This is a genomic window from Caproiciproducens sp. LBM24188 (assembly GCF_054130445.1).
Map to the genome: position 1 here is coordinate 1,897,193 of NZ_CP196862.1, position 22,123 is coordinate 1,919,315.

Genomic DNA, 22,123 nt, shown 5'->3' on the forward strand with positions numbered 1-22,123 from the left:
TAACCATAAAATCAAGCAGATAGCTATCCTTTTATAACAATCGGCATGACTTGCACAAGCAGATAAATAAATGGTGCATTGAAAATAACACTGTCGAACCGGTCTAGAATCCCTCCGTGGCCGGGAATCATTTCACTGAAATCCTTAATATGGCAGCTGCGTTTAATCAGCGAAAAACTCAAGTCGCCAAGCACAGACATTACCGTGCTGAAAATACCGATAATCAGCAGAGTTTGATAAAAAACCACAACACTGTTGTGGTAATAAACTGTACCGAACAAATAGCCGAATACCAGCATTGCGGCAATATTCAGTACAAATCCACCAATGACGCCTTCCACGGTTTTTTTCGGGCTGATATTCGGGCAGAGCTTATGTTTTCCAAACAAACTCCCGCCAATATATCCGCCGGTATCGGCAATCCAAGCCGAAGAAATGGCAATAATCACATAGAACATTCCATGGCCGCCGCCTAGCTGCCGGATTTCAAGAATCGTTTCCAGCGCAGTCGGAATCAAGATCGTCATGCTGTAAAGCACGCCCAATTCACGGAATGTAATAAACTGATGATAAAAAATCAACGCGCCGAACATCACAACCGTATATAAAAAGTACACGGCTTGCAGCAGCAGCAAATGTGGATAAATAAAAGGCAGTACTGCAGAAAACAAAATGCTGGGTACCAGCAGGATATAATTTTTCGATAGGCCAAGCGCGGAAATAATCTCATATACCGACAAAATCGAGATCAGTGCTAAGGCGATATTTAGTGCTAACGGAAAACTGCGATTAAACAGAACAATTGCTGCAAAAAAAATAATGATGGTAGCCGCCGAGGTGAGCCTGTCTTTCAATTAAACCCCTCCAAAGCGTCTGTTTCGATTCGCGTACTCTTTAATAGCCCGGTCCAAATCCTTTGGTTTAAAATCCGGCCAAAGGATGTCCATAATGACATACTCAGAATATGCGGACTGCCACAGTAAGAAATTAGAAATGCGGTTTTCGCCGCTTGGCCTGATAATCAGGTCAGGGTCCGGCTGTCCTGCCGTATACAGCTTTTGCGCAAAGGTTTCTTCTGTAATTTGTTCAGGAGTAAGCTTACCGCTTTTTACCTCCTCAGACAATAACCTGGCAGCACGAGTCAGTTCGGCTCTTCCTCCATAGTTCAAAGCGATATTCAGCACCATGCCGGTATGATTTTTGGAAGCCTCTTCTGTATCCCGAATCAGCTTTTGCAATTCTTCCGGAAAAGCGGAGGTATCCCCCATGAAAAAAACCTTAATATTTTCATTCAGAAAATCCCGAAGGGCTTCCTGCAAATACTGTTCAAACAACTTGATCAGCATTCCGACTTCTTCACGAGGGCGTTTCCAGTTCTCCGTAGAAAAAGCATAAATGGTCAGATATTGTATTCCAATCGAGCTACAGTACCGGACAATTTTTTTAAACACATCCGCACCAACCTTGTGACCGGCGGTACGGGGAAGGCCGCGTTTTTTTGCCCAGCGGCCGTTTCCGTCCATAATAATTCCGATATGTCTTGGAAATTGGCTAAATTCCATTTTTACTTCCTATATTTCCATAATTTCCTTTTGTTTGCGGTCAAAAATCGAGTCGACCTCTTTACAATATTTATCGGTCAGATCTTGTGTTTTCTTTTCTGCCTGCTTCAGGTCGTCTTCCGTCAGCTCACCATTTTTCTTCATGCCCTTCAGCTTATCCATGGCGTCGCGACGAATATTGCGAATCGCAATGCGGCCTTCTTCCGCCATCTTGCTGATATCTTTTACCAGTTCGCGGCGGCGCTCTTCCGTCAGCTGCGGGAACGTGAGACGAATCACCTTGCCGTCGGTCTGCGGATTAATGCCGATGTCGGAAGTCTGAATTGCCTTTTCAATGGCGTGGCAAACAGAAATGTCCCACGGCTGAATGGTCAGGACGCGCGCTTCGGATACAGAAACGGCGGCAAGCTGATTAATGGAAGTCGGCGTTCCGTAATAGTCAACCCGGATTTTGTCCAAAATTGCCGGGTTTGCACGTCCCGCGCGAACGGTGGAATATTCCTCCGTCAGAGCAGCTACACTCTTTTTCATACGTTCTTCTGCGTGTGCCAGAATTTCTTTCATTACAGTTCCTCCTTCACAATCGTACCAATCGGTTCCCCACAAACCGCTTTCAAAATATTTTCCGGATGATCAATATTGAAGACTAAAATCGGGATGTTGTTGTCCCTGCACAGCGTAGCGGCTGTGCTGTCCATAACCTGCAGATTCTTATTTAATACATCCATAAAGGATAACGAATCAAATTTCACGGCGTTCGCGTTTTTCTTCGGGTCACAATCGTACACCCCATCCACCATCGTGGCTTTCAGGATAACGTCTGCGTCAATTTCAGCCGCACGCAGTGCTGCAGCCGTATCGGTGGAAAAAAATGGGTTACCGGTTCCGCAGCCAAATACCACTACCCTGCCCTTTTCCAGGTGACGCACCGCGCGGTTGCGAATATACGGCTCCGCAATCTGCTGCATGGCAATAGCCGTCTGAACACGCACCGGCACACCCAACTGCTCCAGCGCATCCGCTACACCGAGTGCGTTGATGGTGGTTGCAAGCATCCCCATATGGTCGGCTCTGGTACGGTCCATCTTTCCGCTGCTGCGGCCACGCCAGAAGTTGCCTCCGCCGACAACAATCCCGATTTCCACGCCCATATCCGAGCAAGCTTTAATCGGCTGACAGATTTTCAGGACGGTATCAAAGTCAATTCCGTGCTGCTGACCACCCGCGAGAGATTCGCCGCTGAGTTTGAGAAGAATCCGTTTATATTTAGGTTGCAAAATCAACACCCCTATTTTTATTTATTTCATTTTACAATATAGGCTAAATAAAGTAAAGCCTTTCTTGTGCAATTAACACTATTATTGGCAAGTTTTATAGTTTGGTAACAATCGCTTCAAATTTTATTCAACAGCCGTTTAGTGCCCGTCTGCAATGGAAAAATTTCAAAAACGAACAGCCAAAGGCACCCACTTTTGGATGTTCCAATTTGGCAAACAGCAGCTTTTATTACGGTACCTGCGCAAAAAAATAGCGCAGGAAATTTTTCCCGCGCTATCAACCCAAACAGACTTATTTAATCATACCGGCAACTTCGTCGGCAAAATTATCTTCGCGCTTCTCCAGGCCCTCGCCCTTTTCAAAACGAACATATTCCGCAATTTTAATGGAACCGCCGAGCTCTTTCGCGGTCGCATCGGTGTACTGCTGAACGGAAATATTGCCGTCCTTAATATAAGCCTGATCCACAAGGCAAACATCCTTGAAGAACTTGCCAAGTCTGCCGGCAACAATCTTCTCTGCAATTGCAGCGGGCTTGCCGTCGTTGACAATCTGCTCTTTCAGGATGGATTTCTCATGCTCTACAACATCTGCCGGAACAGCGTCGCGGTTCAGGTACTGCGGGCTGATGGCCGCAATCTGCATCGCGATATTCTTGGCATACTCCTTGAAGCCTTCCTTCGCGGCAACTTCAGGAGAAGTTTCGAACTTAACCAGAACGCCGATCTTGCCTTCCGCATGGATATAAGCGGAAACAACGCCTTCCAATCTCTTGAACCGGCGGATTTTGATGTTTTCGCCGATCACGAGGATCTTTTCTTTCAGAAGAGCGTCAACCGTCTTATCGGAACCGGAAGCGGTGCACTGAAGCAATGCATTCACATCAACCGGATTCTGCTCCATAACGGTCTGTGCGCACGTGTGAACAAAATTCTGGAATTCTGCGTTCTTAGCAACAAAGTCGGTTTCTGCATTTACTTCAATGTCAACACCGACGGTAGAGTCGTCATTTACGGTTGCATATGCAATGCCTTCCGCCGCAATACGGCCGGCCTTTTTGGTCGCTGCAGCCAATCCTCTTTCTCTCAGAAAATCAATTGCTTTGTCAAAATCACCGTCCGAAGCGGTAAGTGCCTTTTTGCAGTCCATCATTCCGCAGCCGGTCTTCTCACGAAGCTCTGCAACGTCTTTCGCTGTAAAAGCCATTCTTTATTCCTCCGATTCTATTTCAGGGTATCCTGGGTGCAGCCACCCAGAAATACCCTTATAAATTCGTTATAGTATAATATCGTAAAAATAGATTATTCCGCGGTTTCTTCTTCGTTTACTTTTTCTGCTTCCGCTTCTTCTGCAGCAGCGCCCATCTGGCCTTCTCTGCCTTCAATGATTGCGTTTGCCATTGTTGCGGAAATCAGTTTTACCGCACGGATTGCATCGTCGTTGCCGGGGATAACATAATCAATTTCATCCGGGTCGCAGTTGGTATCAACAATTGCAATAATCGGGATACCGAGCTTTCTGGCTTCCGAAACTGCAATTCTTTCCTTGCGGGGGTCAACAATGAACAAAGCGCCGGGAAGTTGCTTCATATCTTTGATGCCGCCGAGGAATTTCTCGAGCTTTTCAATTTCAAGACGGAGCTTGATGACTTCTTTCTTCGGAAGAAGGTCAAATGTACCGTCTGCTTCCATATTCTTCAGCTGATTGAGGCGGTCAATTCTGCGGCGAATGGTGCGGAAGTTTGTAAGCATACCGCCCAGCCAACGTGCGTTAACAAAGAAAGCGCCTGCTCTTTCCGCTTCTTCTCTTACGGAATCCTGAGCCTGCTTCTTGGTACCGACAAACAGAATCGGCTTGCCTTCAACGGAAAGGTCACGAACAAAATTGTACGCTACCTCAAGCTTTTTAACGGTTTTCTGCAGGTCGATGATGTAAATGCCGTTACGCTCGGTGAAGATGTATTCCGCCATTTTCGGGTTCCATCTTCTGGTCTGGTGGCCGAAATGAACACCGGCCTCCAAAAGTTGTTTCATAGATACTACTGCCATTGATTTATTCCTCCTTGGTTTTTCCTCCGCCGAACCTGAACAGACGAAACCCTGAAATTCAGAGCACCAAGCCGTCATGATATCGGCGTGTGTTTTGCGGGTAGTATTATACCACAAATAAAAATATAATACAAGCCCAATTTCAATCCCCACTGAAAAATCCGCGTACTCGCTTTTTCATAGGACGATACGGTTCATTATAGCATACTAATATGGTATCGTCACCAATTACTTGTATGTCCTGCCATTTAATAATGATATCGTCTTCCCTGCCCAGCAATCCGAAAAAACGAAGTCGGCCATAAATCACAATTGAGGTCAGCTTGGCGTTTGTCGTGTCGAATTCTACATCGCAAACCGCCCCCAAACGTGTGCCGTCCTTTATGTTAATTACTTCCTTATGACGTAAATCAACGACTCTGCAATTCACGCTTTCGCCTCCCGTAGCTATAGTGTTTTTCCCTTTCACGTTAAACCTGGTCGATATCCACCTTAATACTCCGTATCCTGATTAAGAAAACAGCCGATAGATTATATGCCGTTTTTCGCGGCAATATCATCCGATAAAACAAAATAACCCGCCGCAGGGCATGAATCTGCGGCAGGTTATTATCCAAATTTATATAAGGAGCCTTTTGTCATACCGCCCATGCCTGGCCGCTGAACATTGGAGGATACCTGGGAGCGATACTCGCTTTCATCGATCAAAACAGCGTTTTCTTTCACATAATTGATTACTTCTGAATTTCTGCTACCCCCGCCCATTTCGGATGAAATGAAAAAGTAGGTTATTTTTCCTTCTGAAACGTACAGTTTCAGCTTTTCCAGCGACAAAGAATTATCCGTCCCTAAAAATCCGCCGTAAGCATAGCATGGCAGCCCCGTATCAATAATGAATTGAGCAACATCGCTGGCCCGCTGGGATACCACCAGGAAACTCCCTTCCTTATAGTTTTGCACCAAATAATTTTCCAGGCCGGAGCTTCCTCTGTTTCCGCTCGTATTGGTTCTATCCGCGAATCCACGGCTTCCGCTGTTTCCGGAAAGTTCTGGCCCGGCATACGGCATGGTTGCGTTCGGAACATAAAGGACCGGCGTCAGCGACCAGTAAAGCGGAGCCGCCAACAGGGAAATGGTAAGCGCCGCAGTGGAAAGATACAAGGCCATCTGCTTTTTCCCAAAGTGATGAAACAGCATTAGAATGAGGCCGATTCCAGCTCCGGCCAGGGTTACGGGCAAAACCCATGCGGGAAGGTTATTGTAATTCATGAGATAGCGAATTTCCAAGCCAAGATTCGCTGCCAGTACAGCCAGCAGAAAAACCGGACGAATGTAATCTTTCCGCTGCTCTTTTTTACGCTTGAACCCACGAAACATAACCACAATACCAACGCCGCTCAGCACGGCAATGGCGGGAGCCAACATACTCAGATAATAACGGTGGTAAAATCCCGCGAAACTGAAAAATACGGCCATTGCAGTCAACCAAAGCATCCAGTAAAGCAATACGCCCTGACTGCTCTCCCTTTTGTGGAACGCCGCTTTACTCAGGCATCCGCAAAATCCGAGAAGGGCAAACAACAGCAGCCACGAATTCTGGCCAAACAGATTTGAATTCCACAGACGCAGCGGTGATGCCATACCAATTTCGGAGTTTCCCATTCCGCCACCGCCCCTAAAGGGTTCTCTGCCATCCATGCTGCGGCTTTTTCCGTCATCCCCGCGATTGGAAAAATCCGGGCGATCGGATTTTAATCCCAAATTGGAAGAAGAACCGTCATTCGGCATTTGCGGCGGCGTGCCGTCTTGAGGAACCGCACCGTCTTGCATCTGCGGAGGTGTACCGTTTTGTGCAGCCTTGCCGCCGTTCATCTGAGGTGGCATACCTTCCGCTCTGCCACCGTCGCCCTGTCCTGCGCCAAAGCCGCCGTCCATACCGCTGCCAAACAAGCGCTCCGTACCGTTATGTCCGGTAATCAGTTCCAGCATAGAATTCCTGCTTGTGCTGTCCACATACGGCCGGTTTGACGCCGGGGTCAGTTCCACCGCAGCCACCCAGGCAAAGGACACACCTAGCATGAGCAAGACGGCGGCAGCCCCGACAAGCAGCCGTTTCCTAAATTTTTGTTTTGCAAAAATAAGATAAGTGACCGCTATGGCGGGAAGAATCATATAAGCCTGCAGCATCTTAATGTTAAAGCCCAGGCCGACAAATACCCCCGCCCACAGCAGATAATGTACTTTTCCACTGTCTACGGACCGAAATACAAACCAGGTTGCAAGGAGAAGTACAAAAATCAGCTGCATGTCCATGGTATTGTTGCGGGAAATGACTACCACGGACGGGGACAAAGCAAAAATCAAGGAGGAAATCAGTCCCGCCGGGCGTCCGAAATATTTTGCTGTTAAAAGATAAATCATTAGGCAGGACAAGGTTCCCGCAATCGCCTGAGGCAATAAAAATGCCCAGCCGTGGTAACCGAAAATCAGGACAAAAATAGCCTGAATCCACAATCCAAGCGGCGGCTTGTCAACCGACACCATGCCGGCTGGATCAAAGGATACAAAGAAAAAATTTGAGACGCTCTGCGTCATGCTTTTGATACAAGCCGCATAATATTCGTTCGCCGTACCGTTCTTGGAAATTGCGTAAAAATTTAATCCAAATGAAAGGATAAGAATCGCACCGAGTATGATGAAATGGTATTGTTCTTTTAATTTACGCTTCATAGATGGATTCCCTCCATAACCTATTAAGCGCATTATATTAGCCTTATGTGACAACTAAATGAATTTTATTGCAGGAATTCCGGTATTTCTGTGTGGAAATATTTGTTAAAAAGTCAAGGGTGCTGCAGAAAGGGAAAATCCTTTTTGCAGCACCCTTGTTATGGAAAACTTAGCTTGCGAGAATCATTATTGACAATAATAATATAAAGTTATATATTTTTTAAAGAATTATTTTAGAGAAATTATTTTTAATACTGAGAGGAGGCTGATTCCCATGGATTGTGTTAGTAGGGTGAAACTTGAAGTTTTATTTATGAAAACACATAAAAGGAGCTTAAAAAATGAATTATAGTAAAAAAGCTTTTATTTTTTGCTAGTTTTAAGTTTATTCTTTTCTTTTTCTGTAGAAGGATTCGCTGACTACAGCATAAAAAAGCCATCTAATACAGGAGTAAAGGATTCACTGATATCATATATATCATGTGAAGATTCGTTACTATTGGCAAATAAATTTATTGATAATTAAATTAAAAAAGTTTTATTCAAGTTTAAATAACTATTGATCTATGTACCATGAATGGTGCTCTAAAGAACATAATTATGTTCTTTAGAGCACCATTTTCTCGTCATATTGCGAAAACGGTATACTGTTGCAATCATTCCTGCTTCTTCAAGTTCACGTAGGGAGCGTGTATCGCTTGTCCATATTTGCTAGTGACAGCGTCTCCTCAGATATCTTTTTTAATTTTATCCAGTGCGGCTTTCTCCAGGCGGGAAACCTGCGCTTGGCTGATGCCGATTTCGGAAGCGACTTCCATTTGCGTTTTACCCTGAAAAAAGCGCATGGAAAGAATCCTTTTTTCCCTGCTGTTCAAATCCTTAATTGCTTCCTTCAGGGCGATTTCATCCAACCAGTTCGAATCGTCGTTGTTGTCTCCGACCTGATCCATCACATAGATGGTGTCCCCTCCGTCGGAAAAAACAGGTTCATATAAGGAAACCGGCTCCACAATGGATTCGAGCGCAAGTACCACGTCTTCCCGCGGCAAATCCAATTCCTTTGCAATCTCTTCAATGGTTGGTTCCCGGTTATTCTCTGAAGTCATTTTTTCCTTTACCTGCATCGCTTTATAGGCAGTATCGCGCAGGGAACGACTCACCCGAATAGAGTTGTTGTCCCGAAGATAGCGCCGGATTTCACCTATAATCATCGGTACTCCGTAAGTGGAGAAACGCACACCCTGATCGGTATCAAAATGATCAATCGCCTTAATTAGTCCGATGCAGCCCACCTGAAAAAGGTCGTCCAGATTTTCCCCCCGATTGGTAAAGCGTTGAATCACGCTTAGAACGAGTCGGAGATTTCCCTTTATCAACTCCTCCCGGGCTTTTGTATCACCGTTTTTTACTCGGCGCAGCAACTCCATTTTTTCTTTTTCCGTAAGTACCTTCAGCTTAGAAGTATTCACCCCACAGATTTCCACTTTATTGTACTGCACTCTGCAACCCCCCTATGTCGGTAATACAGTCTCAGTATTGCCATGAAGTGTGGGGATCATGCAGGTAAAAATTTTTTATCGAACCCAACAATTCTTGCTTTTCCGACTTACAAAAGTGTATACTGAAATTAATCTTGGGGAATCCAAACCAAATTGAAAAATTCTGACTAAATTTGTTTCATTGGAGGACTGCATGAAGGCAAACGTGATTTTTGAGCTGCCGGATGCGGTGAAAAAAATTCTGAATAAACTGACCGGAGCAGGTTACCCTTCCTACGTCGTCGGCGGCTGTGTGCGCGACCAATTCATGGGCCGCACCCCAAACGACTGGGATGTGACCACCAGTGCCCGTCCGGACGAAATGAAGCGGGTGCTTGGGGAATGGAAGTTGCTGGACACCGGCTTAAAGCATGGTACCATTACGGTTCTGCTGGACCAAAGCATGGTGGAAGTGACCACTTTTCGGGTGGATGGTGCTTATACCGACAACCGTCACCCGGACGAAGTCTTTTTTACTACGAAGCTGGAAGACGATCTGGCCCGCAGGGACTTTACCATCAATGCGCTGGCCTATCACCCGGATTCCGGAGTGATTGACTGCTTTGGCGGAGTGGAAGATTTAAACCGGAAATTAATCCGTTGCGTCGGTGAACCGGACCGGCGGTTTCAAGAGGACGGACTGCGTATTCTTCGGGCGCTGCGTTTTGCTTCCATTCTCGGATTTTCTATCGAAAAGCAGACTTCCGACAGCATTTTCCGAAACGCTTCGCTGCTGAACGGGATTGCGAACGAGCGAATCCGCGAAGAATTTACAAAACTTCTGTGCGGAAATGACGCCGTCACCGTTCTTCGAAAATATCAGCCGGTCATCGGGTGTTTTCTGCCTGAACTGAACGCTATGATTCAGTTTCCGCAAAGGAACCCGTACCACTGCTACGACGTATGGGAGCATACGCTGAATGCGCTGGAACATACAGCGGACAACCCGGTTTTGCGGATGGCAGTTCTCTTACATGACAGTGGGAAACCGGCGTGCCATACTCGGGATGAAAACGGCATTGACCACTTCCACGGTCATGGTGAGAAAAGCCGCGAAATCGCCCATAAGGTTTTGCGGCGACTCCGTTTTGATAACAACACCATACGACAGATTGAAATCCTGGTGGAAGCTCATGATATCGCCTTACCCGCCGATCGGAAAATCCTGCTGCACCGTTTAAATCGTTTTGGGGAAACGAACCTTTCTCTGTTGTTTCAGATTAAGGAAGCGGATATTCAAGCGCAGAACCCCGACTATTGGAGCCGCCTGAATGAATTGAACGAAGCAAAGAAACTTCTGGAACAGATACTATTCCAAAAGCTTTGCTTCCGATTAAAGGATTTGGCTATCAACGGCTCGGATTTGATAAAGCTTGGCATTTTACCGGGGCCCAATATTGGCAGAATACTGAACCGGCTTCTGGACGAAGTCCTAGATGGAACCTGCGAAAACCAGCGCGGCGCGCTAATGCGGCGTGCAGAAGAAATAAGGACGGAAAAGTAATATGGAATACATTGAGCATACGATTCCCCCTGTTTACGATGAACATTCCAAAATTCTGATACTGGGCACGATGCCTTCTCCGAAATCCCGGGAATACGGCTTTTATTATTCCCATCCGCAAAACCGATTCTGGCGTGTTTTGTCGGAACTATACCAAGAGCCGTTACCGACCACGGTGGAAGAAAAGGCCGCTTTTGTCCTACGGCACAACATTGCCCTGTGGGATGTTCTAAAAAGCTGCCAAATTCAAGGCGCGGACGACAGCAGTATCCGCGACCCTGTTCCAAACGATATTACTGGTCTGGTTCACCGCACCCACATCGAACGTATCTTTACCACCGGCACTAAGGCAGCGGCGCTTTACAAACGGTTCTGCCAAAAAACCGCCGGCCCTGCAGTGCCGCTCCCTTCCACCAGCCCCGCAAACTGCCGTCACTACACGTTTGAACGTCTGGTAAAAGCATACCGGGTTATTCTATCGTAACAAGAGAATCCAGGCAGATACAAAAGATTTATTTGCTATCACATACTTTCGGGCATCAAAAAAGGAAGCTTTAAAAGCTTCCTTTTTTGATGTGATAAAATCAGCTGACCCGCTCCAGGTCTTTTTTCAGCCGTTCAATAATGCGCTTTTCAAGGCGCGATATGTAAGATTGCGAGATGCCGAGTGCATCGGCAACCTCTTTCTGCGTGTGCTCTTTCCGGTTGTTCAGGCCAAAACGAAGTTCCATAATCTCGCGTTCCCGAGGTGCTAAATGGGAAACCGCACTGAGCAGTAAGTTCTTCTCCACCTCCTGCTCCAAGTCGTGATTCACAGTGTCCTGCTCGCTGCCGAGGATGTCGGATAATAACAGCTCATTTCCATCCCAGTCAACGTTAAGCGGATCGTCAATCGAAACTTCATTTTTCAGCTGAGAGCTTTTCCGCAGATACATCAATATTTCATTTTCAATACAGCGTGACGCATAAGTGGCCAGTTTAATATTCCGCTCTGGACAAAAGGTATTTACCGCTTTAATCAGCCCGATGGTCCCGATGGAGATCAGGTCTTCCACGCTGGCACTGCAGGATTCAAATTTTTTCGCAATGTACACCACCAGCCTTAGATTGTGGGTAATCAGCGGTTCACGCGCGTTCGGAACATTGTTCATAATGTTCTGCATGACCCGCTCTTCTTCCTGTTTGCTCAGCGGAGGAGGCAGAGTTTCCGGTCCATTAATATAATGGATATCCCCCCCTAGGCCAAGCCGAAACCACCATTCTGCCAGTGCTTTTGCCAGTTCCCTGATGCGTGTGTCCATTCCCATTTTCACTCACTCTTTCCCTTTTGCCGCCGCCGTCACGGCTTGATAAACGCGTCTGTCAACGGCCAGATTTAGGCAGACGTTCTTTGCAACAAGTCTGGATTCAGTAAAGCCTCGGCTTCTCCGAGCCGTGCCTGAGTAACTGCTATGTAAACATTCTTTTGTTCGTATTCTTTTTTTCCGGAAAGAATCACCAAGCGGTCCGGTTTAAACGCCGGTAAAAGTCCATTCCCCGAAACTGCATGAAAAGGAACCAGGCGGATTTTTCCGCTGTCTTCCGAGGGAAGCATCTTCCCCGCACAACCGTTGGTCACGACCACCACCGGGTAATTGGAAAAGGGTTCACACAAGGAATTGCCCGTATCCACTTTGGCCACGCAGGCAGCCGTTTGATTGCCATACTCAATCCGTATCCGGTAAAAAAGCTGTTCCGGTGCCTGCCGACCGGAAATTCGGTGAATTAGCCGTATCATAAGGTAACAGACAACCGTCAGGAGAATCAGCAAAAGCGGTGATATATTGAAATAAACAACCGAATTTTTAATGATTAGCCCCTGCGGTGCAATAAAGTACCAAATGGCGAGCATTAAACCTGCAAACGAAAAGCTGATAATATAAAAAGTTGCCAACTGCCGCAGAAACTGCTTGAATCCCCGGAACGAAAAAGAGGCTAGAATAATGGTCGCCGACATAATAAGTTTGACCAACAGGGACAGCATAACCGGAATATCCGGTAAAAGGATAAACAAAGAGTACGCTGAACCCAGCAGCGCACCCAGCAAAATTCTTCTTCTCCGCACCGGAATAGTTAAGAATTTTGAAACCGCAAGCAGCAAAAAATAATTGATAAACAGGTTGACGCCCACTAAGACATCCACATATATTGTCTGTTTCATGGGATCCCTCCCTGCCGCTTTACCATAAATTATACCGATAGGCGCAGAAACATTGTGTCAAAAATTGTTCGTTGAAAACAAAAAGAGCCGGCTGCTTTTGCAGCCGGCTCTTGATTTATTGTTCCTTTTTAATATTGAATACCGCCCGAAGCAGAAATCCTAAAAATTTACCGCTCTTAACAATTACGACTTTCATACGGAGACCTCCTAAATATGTTCAGCACCGAAACAGTGCTATCCCCAGTGCTACAATGATGCATGCAATGATGAACATCATGAGCGGAAGGGGACAAAAACAAGAGATGATCAGTCCGATTCCAAATGCAATGGCATATTTCCCAATATTGCTTTTCCCGTTGAACCTTCGCATTCGGAACACCACCTAACATCTATCTGTTAGTTCAGTATATTCCGTTTCCGTAAAATTGGTTAATCAATTATTAGAATAATTAGAGCGCTACCCTCCAAAACCTGAATTTCCGCTTCGTCTTCCAGAATGCAGTTGCTCACCCCAAGGGGAAAACTGGACACCAGAGTATGGTTTGTCAGTGGATATTTCAGCCCGTGGTAGGTCACAGTACAGGCCGACGTACCAAAGGGAAAAACCGAAACAGTTCTGCCCTTAAAACCATTCAAGCGAAAGGTTCCAATCCCCTGAAAATACACGAGACTGCCATTTCCCGCCAAACGAGCCCTGCAGCCTTGCTCCGCAAGATATTGAAGCACACAGAAATTGGCATACGTATGATCCAAACGTCCGCCCGTACCGCCAATCAGGAGAAAATCCCGAAAACCACGTTCCAAAGCGATTCGGACAGCCGCCATAAGGTCCGTATCATCCTTTTCCACCTTCAGCCGGATGATTTCCGACTCAATCGGCAAATCCCCCTGCAGGGAATCAAAGTCGCCAATCACCAGGTCTGGCACCATTCCATAACGGCGGGCTGTATTCAGTCCGCCGTCTGCACAAATGAGGAACGATTTTTCACGGTCAATCTGCTGAAAATCACGGCCGCCGCATTCCGGCGAAGAGCCTATAATCACGCACTGTTTTATTTCAGGTCCCATTCTTTCAGGTCCTTTACTTCGTTGTACATTTCGATATAACTGCGATGCCTTGACTCGCTGATAATTCCATCCTGCACCGCCTGAATTACCGCACAACCCTTTTCACAGGTATGCGAACAGGAATGAAACTTACACTGATTCAAATAGGGAGCAAATTCACGGAAGCAATACTGAAGATTCTCTTTTTTCACGATATCGTACCGCTCCATTTGAATGGAAGAAAAACCTGGAGTATCGGCAACGTAAGTATCCGGTTCCAGCTTAATCAGTTCTACCTGCCGCGTGGTATGCCTGCCGCGCCCCAATTTCTGACTGATTTCGCCGGTGGGGAGCTGCAGTCGTTCGTCAATCCGGTTCAGCAGGGAGGATTTTCCTACACCGGAGTTCCCCGTAAAAGCAGATGTTTTTCCATGCAGCACATTCCGTACTTTATCTACGCCTTCCCCTGTAACGGAGGAAACCGTAAAAAGCAAAATCCCTGTTTTTTGATAAATATCCACAAGCCACTGCGAATCCTCCAGGTCGGTCTTGGAAATCACCAGAACCGGTTCGATCCCTTTATCTTCCGCCGCCGCGATGGTTTTGTCAATAATCAGCGTACTTGGTGCAGGGTCGCAGGTAGAAACAACCACCAACAGCTGGTCGATGTTCGCCACCGGCGGACGGGTCAGCTGATTTTTTCGCGGCAAAATTTCTTCAATAGAGCCTGTCCCGTCGGTTTCCACCGCAATCGTCACACGGTCGCCCGCAAGAGGCGTAATTTTATTCTTCCGGAAAATCCCCCGGGCTTTGCATTCATAAACCGCATCGGCGGTTTCCACATAGTAGAAGCCGCCGATGCCTTTGATAATCAATCCGCTTTTCTTATCCATTCGTTTCCTCTTAACTCGTTACAGAAGTCGATGGGTTTGATGCCTGGCTTTCCTGGCCTTGACTGCTCGGCGTATAGGGATTGCTTTCCGTCTGCTTCGATTCCCCTGTGTCGAAATTAATGGTGTAAACCTGGTACCGATGGCCGTCCAGTTGGATAATCAGCTGTTTCTGTCCCCCGGTTCCCTGTACGCTCAGCGTGAAGATATCATTATAAGACGGATTTACCGTTTTCTGGTCCAGCAGTTCATTGCCCAAATACGCTTTCAGCTGAATGTCGTGGTTCACATCTTTCGGAAGCTGCACATACACCGTCACGGTAGTTGTCGGTTTTACGCCGGAACTGACCACCAAATCAACCTTGCTGCCTTTTTCCACTTTCACGCCCGGAAGCGGAGAGGATTCCAACACGGTATTTTTGGCCTTATTACTGTCATCGCGTGTCTTTACCTCACCAACCGTCAAACCAGCGGCAATAATCGCTGTTTTTGCATCGGCAAGCGGAAGGTCAATCACGGCCGGAACCGGCACCTGTACCACAGCGGGACCGGAGCTTACAAAGACCTGAATCTCCGTGGCACCTTCCACCACCTGGGTTCCTGCGGTCGGATTCGTATTAATAACCTTTCCTTTCGGCGTGCTGTCATCCTGAACCGTTGTAATCTTATACTTTAAGTTCAGCTGCTTTAATGCCTCAACCGCTTCTTCCTGCGTTTTGTTGGAAAGGTCCGGAAGATTCAGCGTTTTTCCGCCTCCGTTAATAACCAGGGTAATGGTTGACCCAGCCTTTACAACGGTTCCTTCCTTCGGGGTTTGGTTCAAAACAATGCCGGCCTTTTGTGACGCGTCATTCTGTGTGGTTGTTTCAAATTTAAAATTCTTCTGATAGTCCGGATTGGACTGAATATCAGTATAGGCTTTTCCGATAAAGCTCGGCACGGTAACATCGCTCGGCCCGCTTTTAAAACTGTTGATTAAGGCGGTAATGCCGAAAACAATTGCGGCAATCAGGAATGCTGCGGCAATGCCGGCAATAACCAAGAGCGACCGATTCTTTTTCTGTTTCGCAGGAACCGCATCCGGCTCCTCCTCGTAAACGTAATTATCATTGTACGCAGGCATATCCGTGCTCTTTACCGCATTAATTGCGTCAATATATTTTGTCGGCTTTTCATCCACAAAATATTTATATTGAAAACGAATACTCGGATTTCTTCGAAACGCTTCAATATCCCGCAGCATATCGGCCGCGGACTGATACCGCTGCGCGGGATTCTTCTGCATGGCCTTCAGTGTAATCTCTTCCAGCCCGTCCGGAATATCCGGATTAATCTCGGTCGGCGGCTTCGGGTCTGCCTGAAGCTGCATAATCGCGACGGAAACCGCGTTATCCGCTTCAAAAGGAAGGCACCCAGTAATCATTTCATAAAGCATAACGCCGACGGAATAAAGATCGGCCTTTTCGTCCGTTACATCGCCCCTGGCCTGCTCGGGTGAAATATAATGGACAGAGCCAATCGCCTTGTCCGTCATTGTCCGGGTTTCGCTTCTGGAAAAACGAGCAATGCCGAAGTCCGTCACCTTGATGGTGCCGTCCTGCAGAAGCATGATGTTCTGCGGCTTAATATCCCGATGAACAATCCCTTTTTCATGGGCATGCTGGAGCGCACGCAAAATCTGGATGGTAAAATGAATGGCTTCCTTCCATTTTACCTCCTTCTGCTGGTCCAGATACTCCTTCAGCGTAATGCCATCAATAAATTCTTCTACAATATATTGAATCCGGTCACCGAAACTAACGTCAAAAACTTTCACAATGTTCGGATGGGAAAGGACCGCGATTGCTTTCGATTCATTCTTAAAGCGGCGGATAAAATCATCGTTTCCCAGAAATTCATCTTTCAGAATTTTAATCGCAACAATTCGGTCGTCAATAATGTCGTAAGCACGGTAAACCAGCGCCATGCCACCGACTCCGATTAATTCATGAATTTCATATCTTCCGTCGAGCCGCTTTCCTGTGTATTTATCCATATCAATCAACTCCAATCAACCATCAGTTTTCGACAATGGCAACCGTAATATTGTCACCGCCTCCGGAGTTTTTCGCCAGTTCAATCAGCTGCTCGGTCAGAGCACCGCCATCCACTTTGCGGGAAAGCTGAAAGATCTGCTCCGCCTCTACATAATTGGTCAGACCATCCGTACAGATCAGCAGCTTGCTGCCCTGTAAAAACGGAATTTCACAGTAATCAATTTCAATGGAATTTTCCACACCAAGCGCACGGGTAATGATATTCTTCTGCGGATGCTGCCTTGCCTGCTGTTCCGTAAGATCGCCGTTATTCACCATTTCCTGCACCATAGAATGGTCGGTGGTCAGCTGACGGATTTCATCGGGTGTGATCAAATACGCTCTGCTGTCGCCCGCATGCGCAATATGAGCCGTACCGTTCGAAATCAGTGCTACGACTACCGTGGTTCCCATTCCGCTCAGCTCTGTGTCCGAAGAGGCCATGTTGTGGACTTCCATGTTCGCGTTGACGATGGAGGATAAAATCAGCTCCTTAATCATGCTGTCGGAAAGGCCTTGCTTATAATTGGAAACCATATGTTCCGAAATTTTTCTGACTGCGACACTGCTGGCAACCGCGCCGCCGTTCGCACCCCCCATACCGTCACAAACAACTACCCAAGCGGACTGGTCGGGCAGAATACCGTCGTTATAAGCGTCCTGATTTGAACTTCTAACAAGACCAATATCACTTTTGGTGTAAACTTTCAACATCGGCCACCTCCTCCTGATACCTGCGCCGTAACTGTCCGCAGGATGCATTGATATCAGAACCAAGCGTCCGCCGAACGGTCGCGGTAATTCCGCTGTTTGCCAGAATACGGGTGAATTTCTGCAAACGTTCCGTGGTACTTTTTTTATATCCGGAACCGGACACCGTGTTGACCGGAATCAGGTTCACATGACTTAGCGTTCCTTTCAGCCGGCCGGCAAGCTCCCGCGCACAGGCATCGCTGTCATTAACTCCGCTGATCATGGCATATTCAAAGGATATTCTGCGTCCGGTTTGCTTGTTGTAATACCGACAGGCTTTTAAAAGTTCCTCGACACCCCACCGGTGGTTCACCGGCATGGTACGCGACCGGATTTCATCATTTGGGGCATGCAGAGAAACAGACAGCGTTAGCTGCAGTTTTTTGTCGGCAAGATCATATATTTTATCCACAATACCACAAGTTGACAGAGAAATGTGTCGCATTCCGATATTAAGACCTTCTTCGGAGGATACGAGTTCCAAAAAACGAAGAACATTGTCGTAATTATCCAAAGGCTCGCCCATGCCCATCAACACAACATTGGAAATGCGCACGCCAATGTCCAATTGGGCGGACTGAATCTGCGCCAGCATTTCGGAGGGTGCCAGATTTCTGGAATAACCGCTTTTTCCCGTAGCACAAAAGGAGCAGTTCATTTTACAGCCCACCTGTGTGGAAATGCATATGGTGCGCCCATGATGGTAGTTCATCACGACACTTTCCACAAACTCCCCGTCATTCAGACGGAACAAGTATTTGATCGTATCATCCAGCTTGGATTCAAGTTTTTGTTCAATTACCGCATTTGCGATGGTATATTTTTCAGCAAGCTGCTGACGAAAAGCTTTTGACAAGTCGGACATTTCATCAAAGCTGGTCACACCACGGTGAAGCCAGTGATACACCTGAAGTGCGCGGAAAGCAGCATGACCGTCCGCGGCAAACTCTTGCTTTATTTCAGGCAATGTCATCGACTTGATATCCTTTCGGCTCAAACGTTCCACTCCTACCTTTTTTGAAAAGCCGCGATAAAAAATCCGTCCGTCCCATGAACGTGCGGCATTAAAGTAATTTCGTTTTCCGGTTCTTTTACAACGTGATGAATCGGATCGGGCAGACGAAGCGCAAACGGTGAAAAATCCGGATGATGCTCCAAAAAGCGCCGCGCAACCAACCCGTTTTCCTTTGGATTTAATGTGCAGGTGGAATAAATCAGCAGTCCGCCGTTTTTTACCAGCCTGGAGGATTCACACACAATACGGTACTGCAAATCTGGAAGACTGTCAATACTTGTCTGCAATTTATACCGAATTTCCGGTTTTCGCCGAATAATCCCAAGACCTGAACAAGGCGCATCACAAAGAACCCGGTCGGCGGGTTCCAAATGTTCGGGCGGGGGGGTTGCAGCATCCCGCACGGAAGCTTGTATGATGGACAATTGCAAGCGTTCCGCGCCCTGCCGGATCAGCCGGACTTTTCCCTTATACTGGTCAAAGGCAAGCAGTTCCCCGTCGTTTTGCATATGTTCCGCAATGGTAAACGACTTACCGCCCGGCGCTGCGCAAACATCAATCACCCTTTGGCCGGGCTGCGCGTCCAACAACTGGCAGCACAGTTGCGAAGACAAATCCTGAATATGGAAAAGCCCGTTTTGAAATGCCGCGGATTCCCGAATGGAGCCGGTTTGTTCCAAAGAAACCGCATCTTCTAGCCATGTAATGGCATTTGCCTTTACGCCTTCTGTCTGCAGCCTTTCAATCAAACTTTCCCTGGAAATAAGGGTGCTGTTCACTCTGGCATAAACCGGCGGCCGGTCTACGGAACTTTCCAGCAGGCCACGTACACATTCTTCCCCATAAGATTCCTGCCACAGCCGGATCAACCATTCCGGAAAAGAATATTTTACACTCAAATAAGAAATCAGGTTGCTTTGCGCATCCGGCATGGAAAGGGAATCCTGATTTCGGATCAACGACCGCAAAACCGCGTTAATAAAGCCCGAAGCCTTTACAAGATGATTTTTCTTAGCCAGATTAACCGATTCGTTTACCGCTGCGGACTTTGGTATTTTTTCTAGATATAAAATTTGATAAGCCCCCAGACGCAGAATTTCAAGCACCTGAGGGTCCAGTTTATGAAGCGGGCTTTTTGAAAAGCGGCTGAGATAATAATCCAGCGTGATGCGCCGTTCCAGCACGCCGTAGAAGATGGCGGAGGCCAGCGCTTTATCCCGTGAATCCATTGGGAAGGACGCTAAGGTTTTGTCCAGTACAATATTGGAATAGCCCTCGTTGACATCCACATGCAGCAAAGCCGAGAGGGCGGCAGACCGTGCGTTAATCATCAATCCCTCCCCCGTCGGTTCCCGGCAAGCGCCAGAAGCCGCAACAAATTCAAAATTGCCGCAAAGCTAGCTGCCAAATAAGTCATTGCCGCGGCCGTCAAAACTTTTTTTGCGCCTTCCAACTCATCCGGATAAAGGATTCCGGTTTCATCCAGCGCTTTAATCGCCCTGCGGCTGGCATCAAACTCCACAGGAAGAGTGACCAGTTGAAATAAAACCGCCAGGCTGTAAAGGATAATTCCGAAATTCACGACAAAATCATACTGTGGCGGCAGAATCAGTCCGATAATTACAATCGGAATCGCAAGATTCGAGCCAATATTCGTAATTGGAACCAGTGCGGTACGAATTTTATTCGGCAGGAAATCCTTTGCATGCTGAATCGCATGACCGGCCTCGTGTGCCGCCACGCCAACCGCCGCAATTGTGGAGGCGGAATAAACGTCGCCGGAGAGGCTGATGGTGTTGCTGCGCGGATCATAATTATCACTTAATTCGCCGGGGATACACCGAACCATAACCCCATACGCACCGCCATACCGTGCAACCGCATCCGCGGCCTGCGCGCCAGTCAGATTTTTCATTGTGGCAATCTGAGAATACTTATGAAAAGCGGATTTTACCCGTATCTGGGCGATCATCGTGATAATTAGCGCCGGAATGACATAGATAAAGTATGTATAATCATAATAGTAAAAACCCAAGCCTCTCATGATCATTCCTCCCGTCTAATTATTGAAGCAAAACAGGCTCTTTCAGCGGATGGCCCAACAGAAAATCCCTTCCGCTCATTCTCTTTTTCCCTTCCAGCTGAACTTCCAACAGTTCCAGCGTGCTGTTTTCCCCGCAGGAAACATAAAGCAGACCGTCCCTGCTGAACGCAGAACCGCTTTCCAGTTCACTGTGCTCAACCACTCTGGTTCGGTATATTTTCAGTACTTTTCCATTGTAAACCGTACTGGCCACAGGCCAGGGGGACAGCCCGCGCACCTGATTATGGATGCTGCGTGCGGATTTACTCCAGTCGATGTGGGACAACTCTTTTGTCAGCATAGGGGCATAGCAGGTCTCTTCTTCCGACTGTGGCGTTCTGGAAGCCGTACCCTGCTGCACCGCTTGAAGCGTTTTTACAAGCAGTTCTGCTCCCAAAACAGACAGACGGTCGTGCAGCTCCCCGGCGGTTTCATCCGGATCAATTTTCGTCACAGTCTGCTGAATCATATCGCCGGTATCGATACCTTCCGCCATATACATCGTCGTAACCCCGGTTTCCGGTTCGCCGTTGATTACCGACCATTGAATCGGCGCCGCTCCCCGATATTTCGGCAGGAGTGACGCATGCACGTTAATGCAGCCGTAAGGAGGAATGTCCAAAATTTCCTTTGGCAATATTTTTCCGTAAGCAACAACAACGATTGCATCGGGTCGCATTCCACGGATTTGCTCAATAATTTCCGCATTTCTTAAGGTTTTCGGCTGATAAACCGGAATCTGATATTTGAGCGCCAGTTCCTTTACCGGGGGCGGTGTCAGTGTATAACCCCTTCCCTTCGGTTTGTCCGTCTGTGTAAAAACAGCACAAACATCATGACCGGCATCCACTAAGCTTTGAAGGCTGGGGACCGCAAAATCCGGTGTTCCCATAAAAACAATACGCATTTTATCACCCGATTATTTCATTTTTTCAAGCTCTTCTTTACTCAACATGCGAACCACATGTGATTTGAATAAAATTCCGTTCAAATGATCGATTTCGTGGCAGCAAGCCGTTGCAAGCAGTTCTTCGCCTTCCAACTCGAAAAATTCGCCTTTTCGATTCTGAGCGCGTACCTTTACATGCATCGGTCGGTGCGTAATGCCATACTGACCGGGTGAAGACAGGCAGCCTTCCACGCATTCCTGATCTCCGCTCTGCTCCAAAAACACCGGATTAATCAGCTCAATCGGCCCATCACCGACATCAATCACCACAACACGGCGCAGAACACCGACCTGAATGGCAGCCAGACCGACCCCGTCGGCCTCTTTCATGGTTTCTTTCATATCATCCAGCAGAACTGCCAGTTTATCGTCGAATTTATCGACCTCGCGGCAGACTTTATTTAAAAAGGGGTCGCCTTCTTTTATAATGTTTCTAATAGCCATAATTATA

At 47.2% G+C, this 22,123-nt stretch carries 23 protein-coding genes; 2 read left to right on the plus strand and 21 right to left on the minus strand.

What is annotated here, in order from left to right; translation table 11 throughout:
- Positions 1–23: 23 nt before the first annotated feature.
- The 9 genes from ACSVDI_RS08965 to sigG form a co-directional block, all read right to left on the minus strand.
- Positions 24–854 (minus strand): phosphatidate cytidylyltransferase, encoded by an 831-nt coding sequence (locus tag ACSVDI_RS08965; protein ID WP_457942302.1) that lies wholly within the window; start codon positions 852–854, stop codon positions 24–26.
- Complete coding sequence (locus tag ACSVDI_RS08970) at positions 855–1,562, minus strand: isoprenyl transferase (protein WP_457942303.1); 708 nt, start codon at positions 1,560–1,562, stop codon at positions 855–857.
- A gap of 9 nt (positions 1,563–1,571) precedes the next feature.
- Complete coding sequence (gene frr / locus ACSVDI_RS08975; protein ID WP_457942304.1) at positions 1,572–2,126, minus strand: ribosome recycling factor; 555 nt, start codon at positions 2,124–2,126, stop codon at positions 1,572–1,574.
- Complete coding sequence (gene pyrH, locus ACSVDI_RS08980; protein ID WP_457942306.1) at positions 2,126–2,839, minus strand: UMP kinase; 714 nt, start codon at positions 2,837–2,839, stop codon at positions 2,126–2,128. The genes frr and pyrH overlap by 1 nt, the downstream gene beginning before the upstream one ends.
- A 292-nt stretch (positions 2,840–3,131) precedes the next feature.
- Entirely contained in the window at positions 3,132–4,046 is a 915-nt protein-coding gene (gene tsf, locus ACSVDI_RS08985; RefSeq protein ID WP_457942308.1) for a translation elongation factor Ts, read from the minus strand.
- A gap of 95 nt (positions 4,047–4,141) precedes the next feature.
- Positions 4,142–4,888: a 30S ribosomal protein S2 gene (rpsB, locus tag ACSVDI_RS08990; RefSeq protein WP_457942310.1), complete on the minus strand. Its 747-nt coding sequence runs from the start codon at positions 4,886–4,888 to the stop codon at positions 4,142–4,144.
- 142 nt (positions 4,889–5,030) lie between these two features.
- Positions 5,031–5,318, minus strand: coding sequence for a YlmC/YmxH family sporulation protein (locus ACSVDI_RS08995; protein WP_457942312.1), 288 nt, complete (start codon positions 5,316–5,318; stop codon positions 5,031–5,033).
- Positions 5,319–5,497: 179 nt separating this feature from the next.
- Complete coding sequence (locus ACSVDI_RS09000; RefSeq protein ID WP_457942313.1) at positions 5,498–7,618, minus strand: glycosyltransferase family 39 protein; 2,121 nt, start codon at positions 7,616–7,618, stop codon at positions 5,498–5,500.
- A 728-nt stretch (positions 7,619–8,346) separates the two neighbouring features.
- On the minus strand, positions 8,347–9,117 hold the full coding sequence (gene sigG, locus ACSVDI_RS09005; RefSeq protein WP_457942315.1) for an RNA polymerase sporulation sigma factor SigG: 771 nt from the start codon (positions 9,115–9,117) through the stop codon (positions 8,347–8,349).
- A 193-nt stretch (positions 9,118–9,310) separates the two neighbouring features.
- Between sigG and ACSVDI_RS09010 the strand changes: the two genes are divergently transcribed.
- Both ACSVDI_RS09010 and ACSVDI_RS09015 read left to right on the plus strand, forming a co-directional pair.
- Positions 9,311–10,660 carry a CCA tRNA nucleotidyltransferase gene (locus ACSVDI_RS09010; protein WP_457942317.1) on the plus strand — a complete coding sequence of 450 codons (1,350 nt, stop codon included), beginning with the start codon at positions 9,311–9,313 and terminating at the stop codon, positions 10,658–10,660.
- Between the two features lies 1 nt (position 10,661).
- A complete protein-coding gene (locus tag ACSVDI_RS09015) occupies positions 10,662–11,144 on the plus strand; it encodes a DNA-deoxyinosine glycosylase (RefSeq protein ID WP_457942318.1) in 483 nt (160 codons plus the stop codon).
- A gap of 100 nt (positions 11,145–11,244) precedes the next feature.
- Here ACSVDI_RS09015 and sigE read toward each other — a convergent pair whose 3' ends face one another.
- The 12 genes from sigE to def all read right to left on the minus strand — a co-directional run bounded on the left by sigE (position 11,245) and on the right by def (position 22,116).
- Positions 11,245–11,961, minus strand: a complete 717-nt coding sequence (gene sigE, locus ACSVDI_RS09020) for an RNA polymerase sporulation sigma factor SigE (RefSeq protein WP_457945624.1) — start codon at positions 11,959–11,961, stop codon at positions 11,245–11,247.
- 74 nt (positions 11,962–12,035) lie between these two features.
- On the minus strand, positions 12,036–12,860 hold the full coding sequence (locus tag ACSVDI_RS09025; RefSeq protein ID WP_457942320.1) for a sigma-E processing peptidase SpoIIGA: 825 nt from the start codon (positions 12,858–12,860) through the stop codon (positions 12,036–12,038).
- A 115-nt stretch (positions 12,861–12,975) separates the two neighbouring features.
- Positions 12,976–13,056, minus strand: a complete 81-nt coding sequence (gene spoVM / locus ACSVDI_RS09030; protein WP_457945625.1) for a stage V sporulation protein SpoVM — start codon at positions 13,054–13,056, stop codon at positions 12,976–12,978.
- A 233-nt stretch (positions 13,057–13,289) separates the two neighbouring features.
- Positions 13,290–13,928 (minus strand): thiamine diphosphokinase, encoded by a 639-nt coding sequence (locus tag ACSVDI_RS09035; protein WP_457942322.1) that lies wholly within the window; start codon positions 13,926–13,928, stop codon positions 13,290–13,292.
- Positions 13,913–14,800 carry a ribosome small subunit-dependent GTPase A gene (rsgA, locus tag ACSVDI_RS09040; RefSeq protein ID WP_457942323.1) on the minus strand — a complete coding sequence of 296 codons (888 nt, stop codon included), beginning with the start codon at positions 14,798–14,800 and terminating at the stop codon, positions 13,913–13,915. Before rsgA ends, ACSVDI_RS09035 begins: the two co-directional genes overlap by 16 nt.
- Positions 14,801–14,810: 10 nt before the next feature.
- Entirely contained in the window at positions 14,811–16,832 is a 2,022-nt protein-coding gene (gene pknB, locus ACSVDI_RS09045; RefSeq protein WP_457942324.1) for a Stk1 family PASTA domain-containing Ser/Thr kinase, read from the minus strand.
- Between the two features lie 22 nt (positions 16,833–16,854).
- Positions 16,855–17,586, minus strand: a complete 732-nt coding sequence (locus ACSVDI_RS09050; protein WP_457942325.1) for a Stp1/IreP family PP2C-type Ser/Thr phosphatase — start codon at positions 17,584–17,586, stop codon at positions 16,855–16,857.
- Positions 17,561–18,622, minus strand: a complete 1,062-nt coding sequence (rlmN, locus tag ACSVDI_RS09055) for a 23S rRNA (adenine(2503)-C(2))-methyltransferase RlmN (RefSeq protein ID WP_457942326.1) — start codon at positions 18,620–18,622, stop codon at positions 17,561–17,563. The genes ACSVDI_RS09050 and rlmN overlap by 26 nt, the downstream gene beginning before the upstream one ends.
- Before the next feature lie 11 nt (positions 18,623–18,633).
- Entirely contained in the window at positions 18,634–19,971 is a 1,338-nt protein-coding gene (rsmB, locus tag ACSVDI_RS09060; RefSeq protein ID WP_457942328.1) for a 16S rRNA (cytosine(967)-C(5))-methyltransferase RsmB, read from the minus strand.
- Positions 19,971–20,675, minus strand: a complete 705-nt coding sequence (locus tag ACSVDI_RS09065; protein WP_457945626.1) for a zinc metallopeptidase — start codon at positions 20,673–20,675, stop codon at positions 19,971–19,973. Before ACSVDI_RS09065 ends, rsmB begins: the two co-directional genes overlap by 1 nt.
- Before the next feature lie 28 nt (positions 20,676–20,703).
- Positions 20,704–21,630, minus strand: a complete 927-nt coding sequence (gene fmt / locus ACSVDI_RS09070; protein ID WP_457942329.1) for a methionyl-tRNA formyltransferase — start codon at positions 21,628–21,630, stop codon at positions 20,704–20,706.
- 12 nt (positions 21,631–21,642) lie between these two features.
- A complete protein-coding gene (gene def, locus ACSVDI_RS09075) occupies positions 21,643–22,116 on the minus strand; it encodes a peptide deformylase (protein ID WP_457942330.1) in 474 nt (157 codons plus the stop codon).
- Positions 22,117–22,123: the final 7 nt, after the last annotated feature.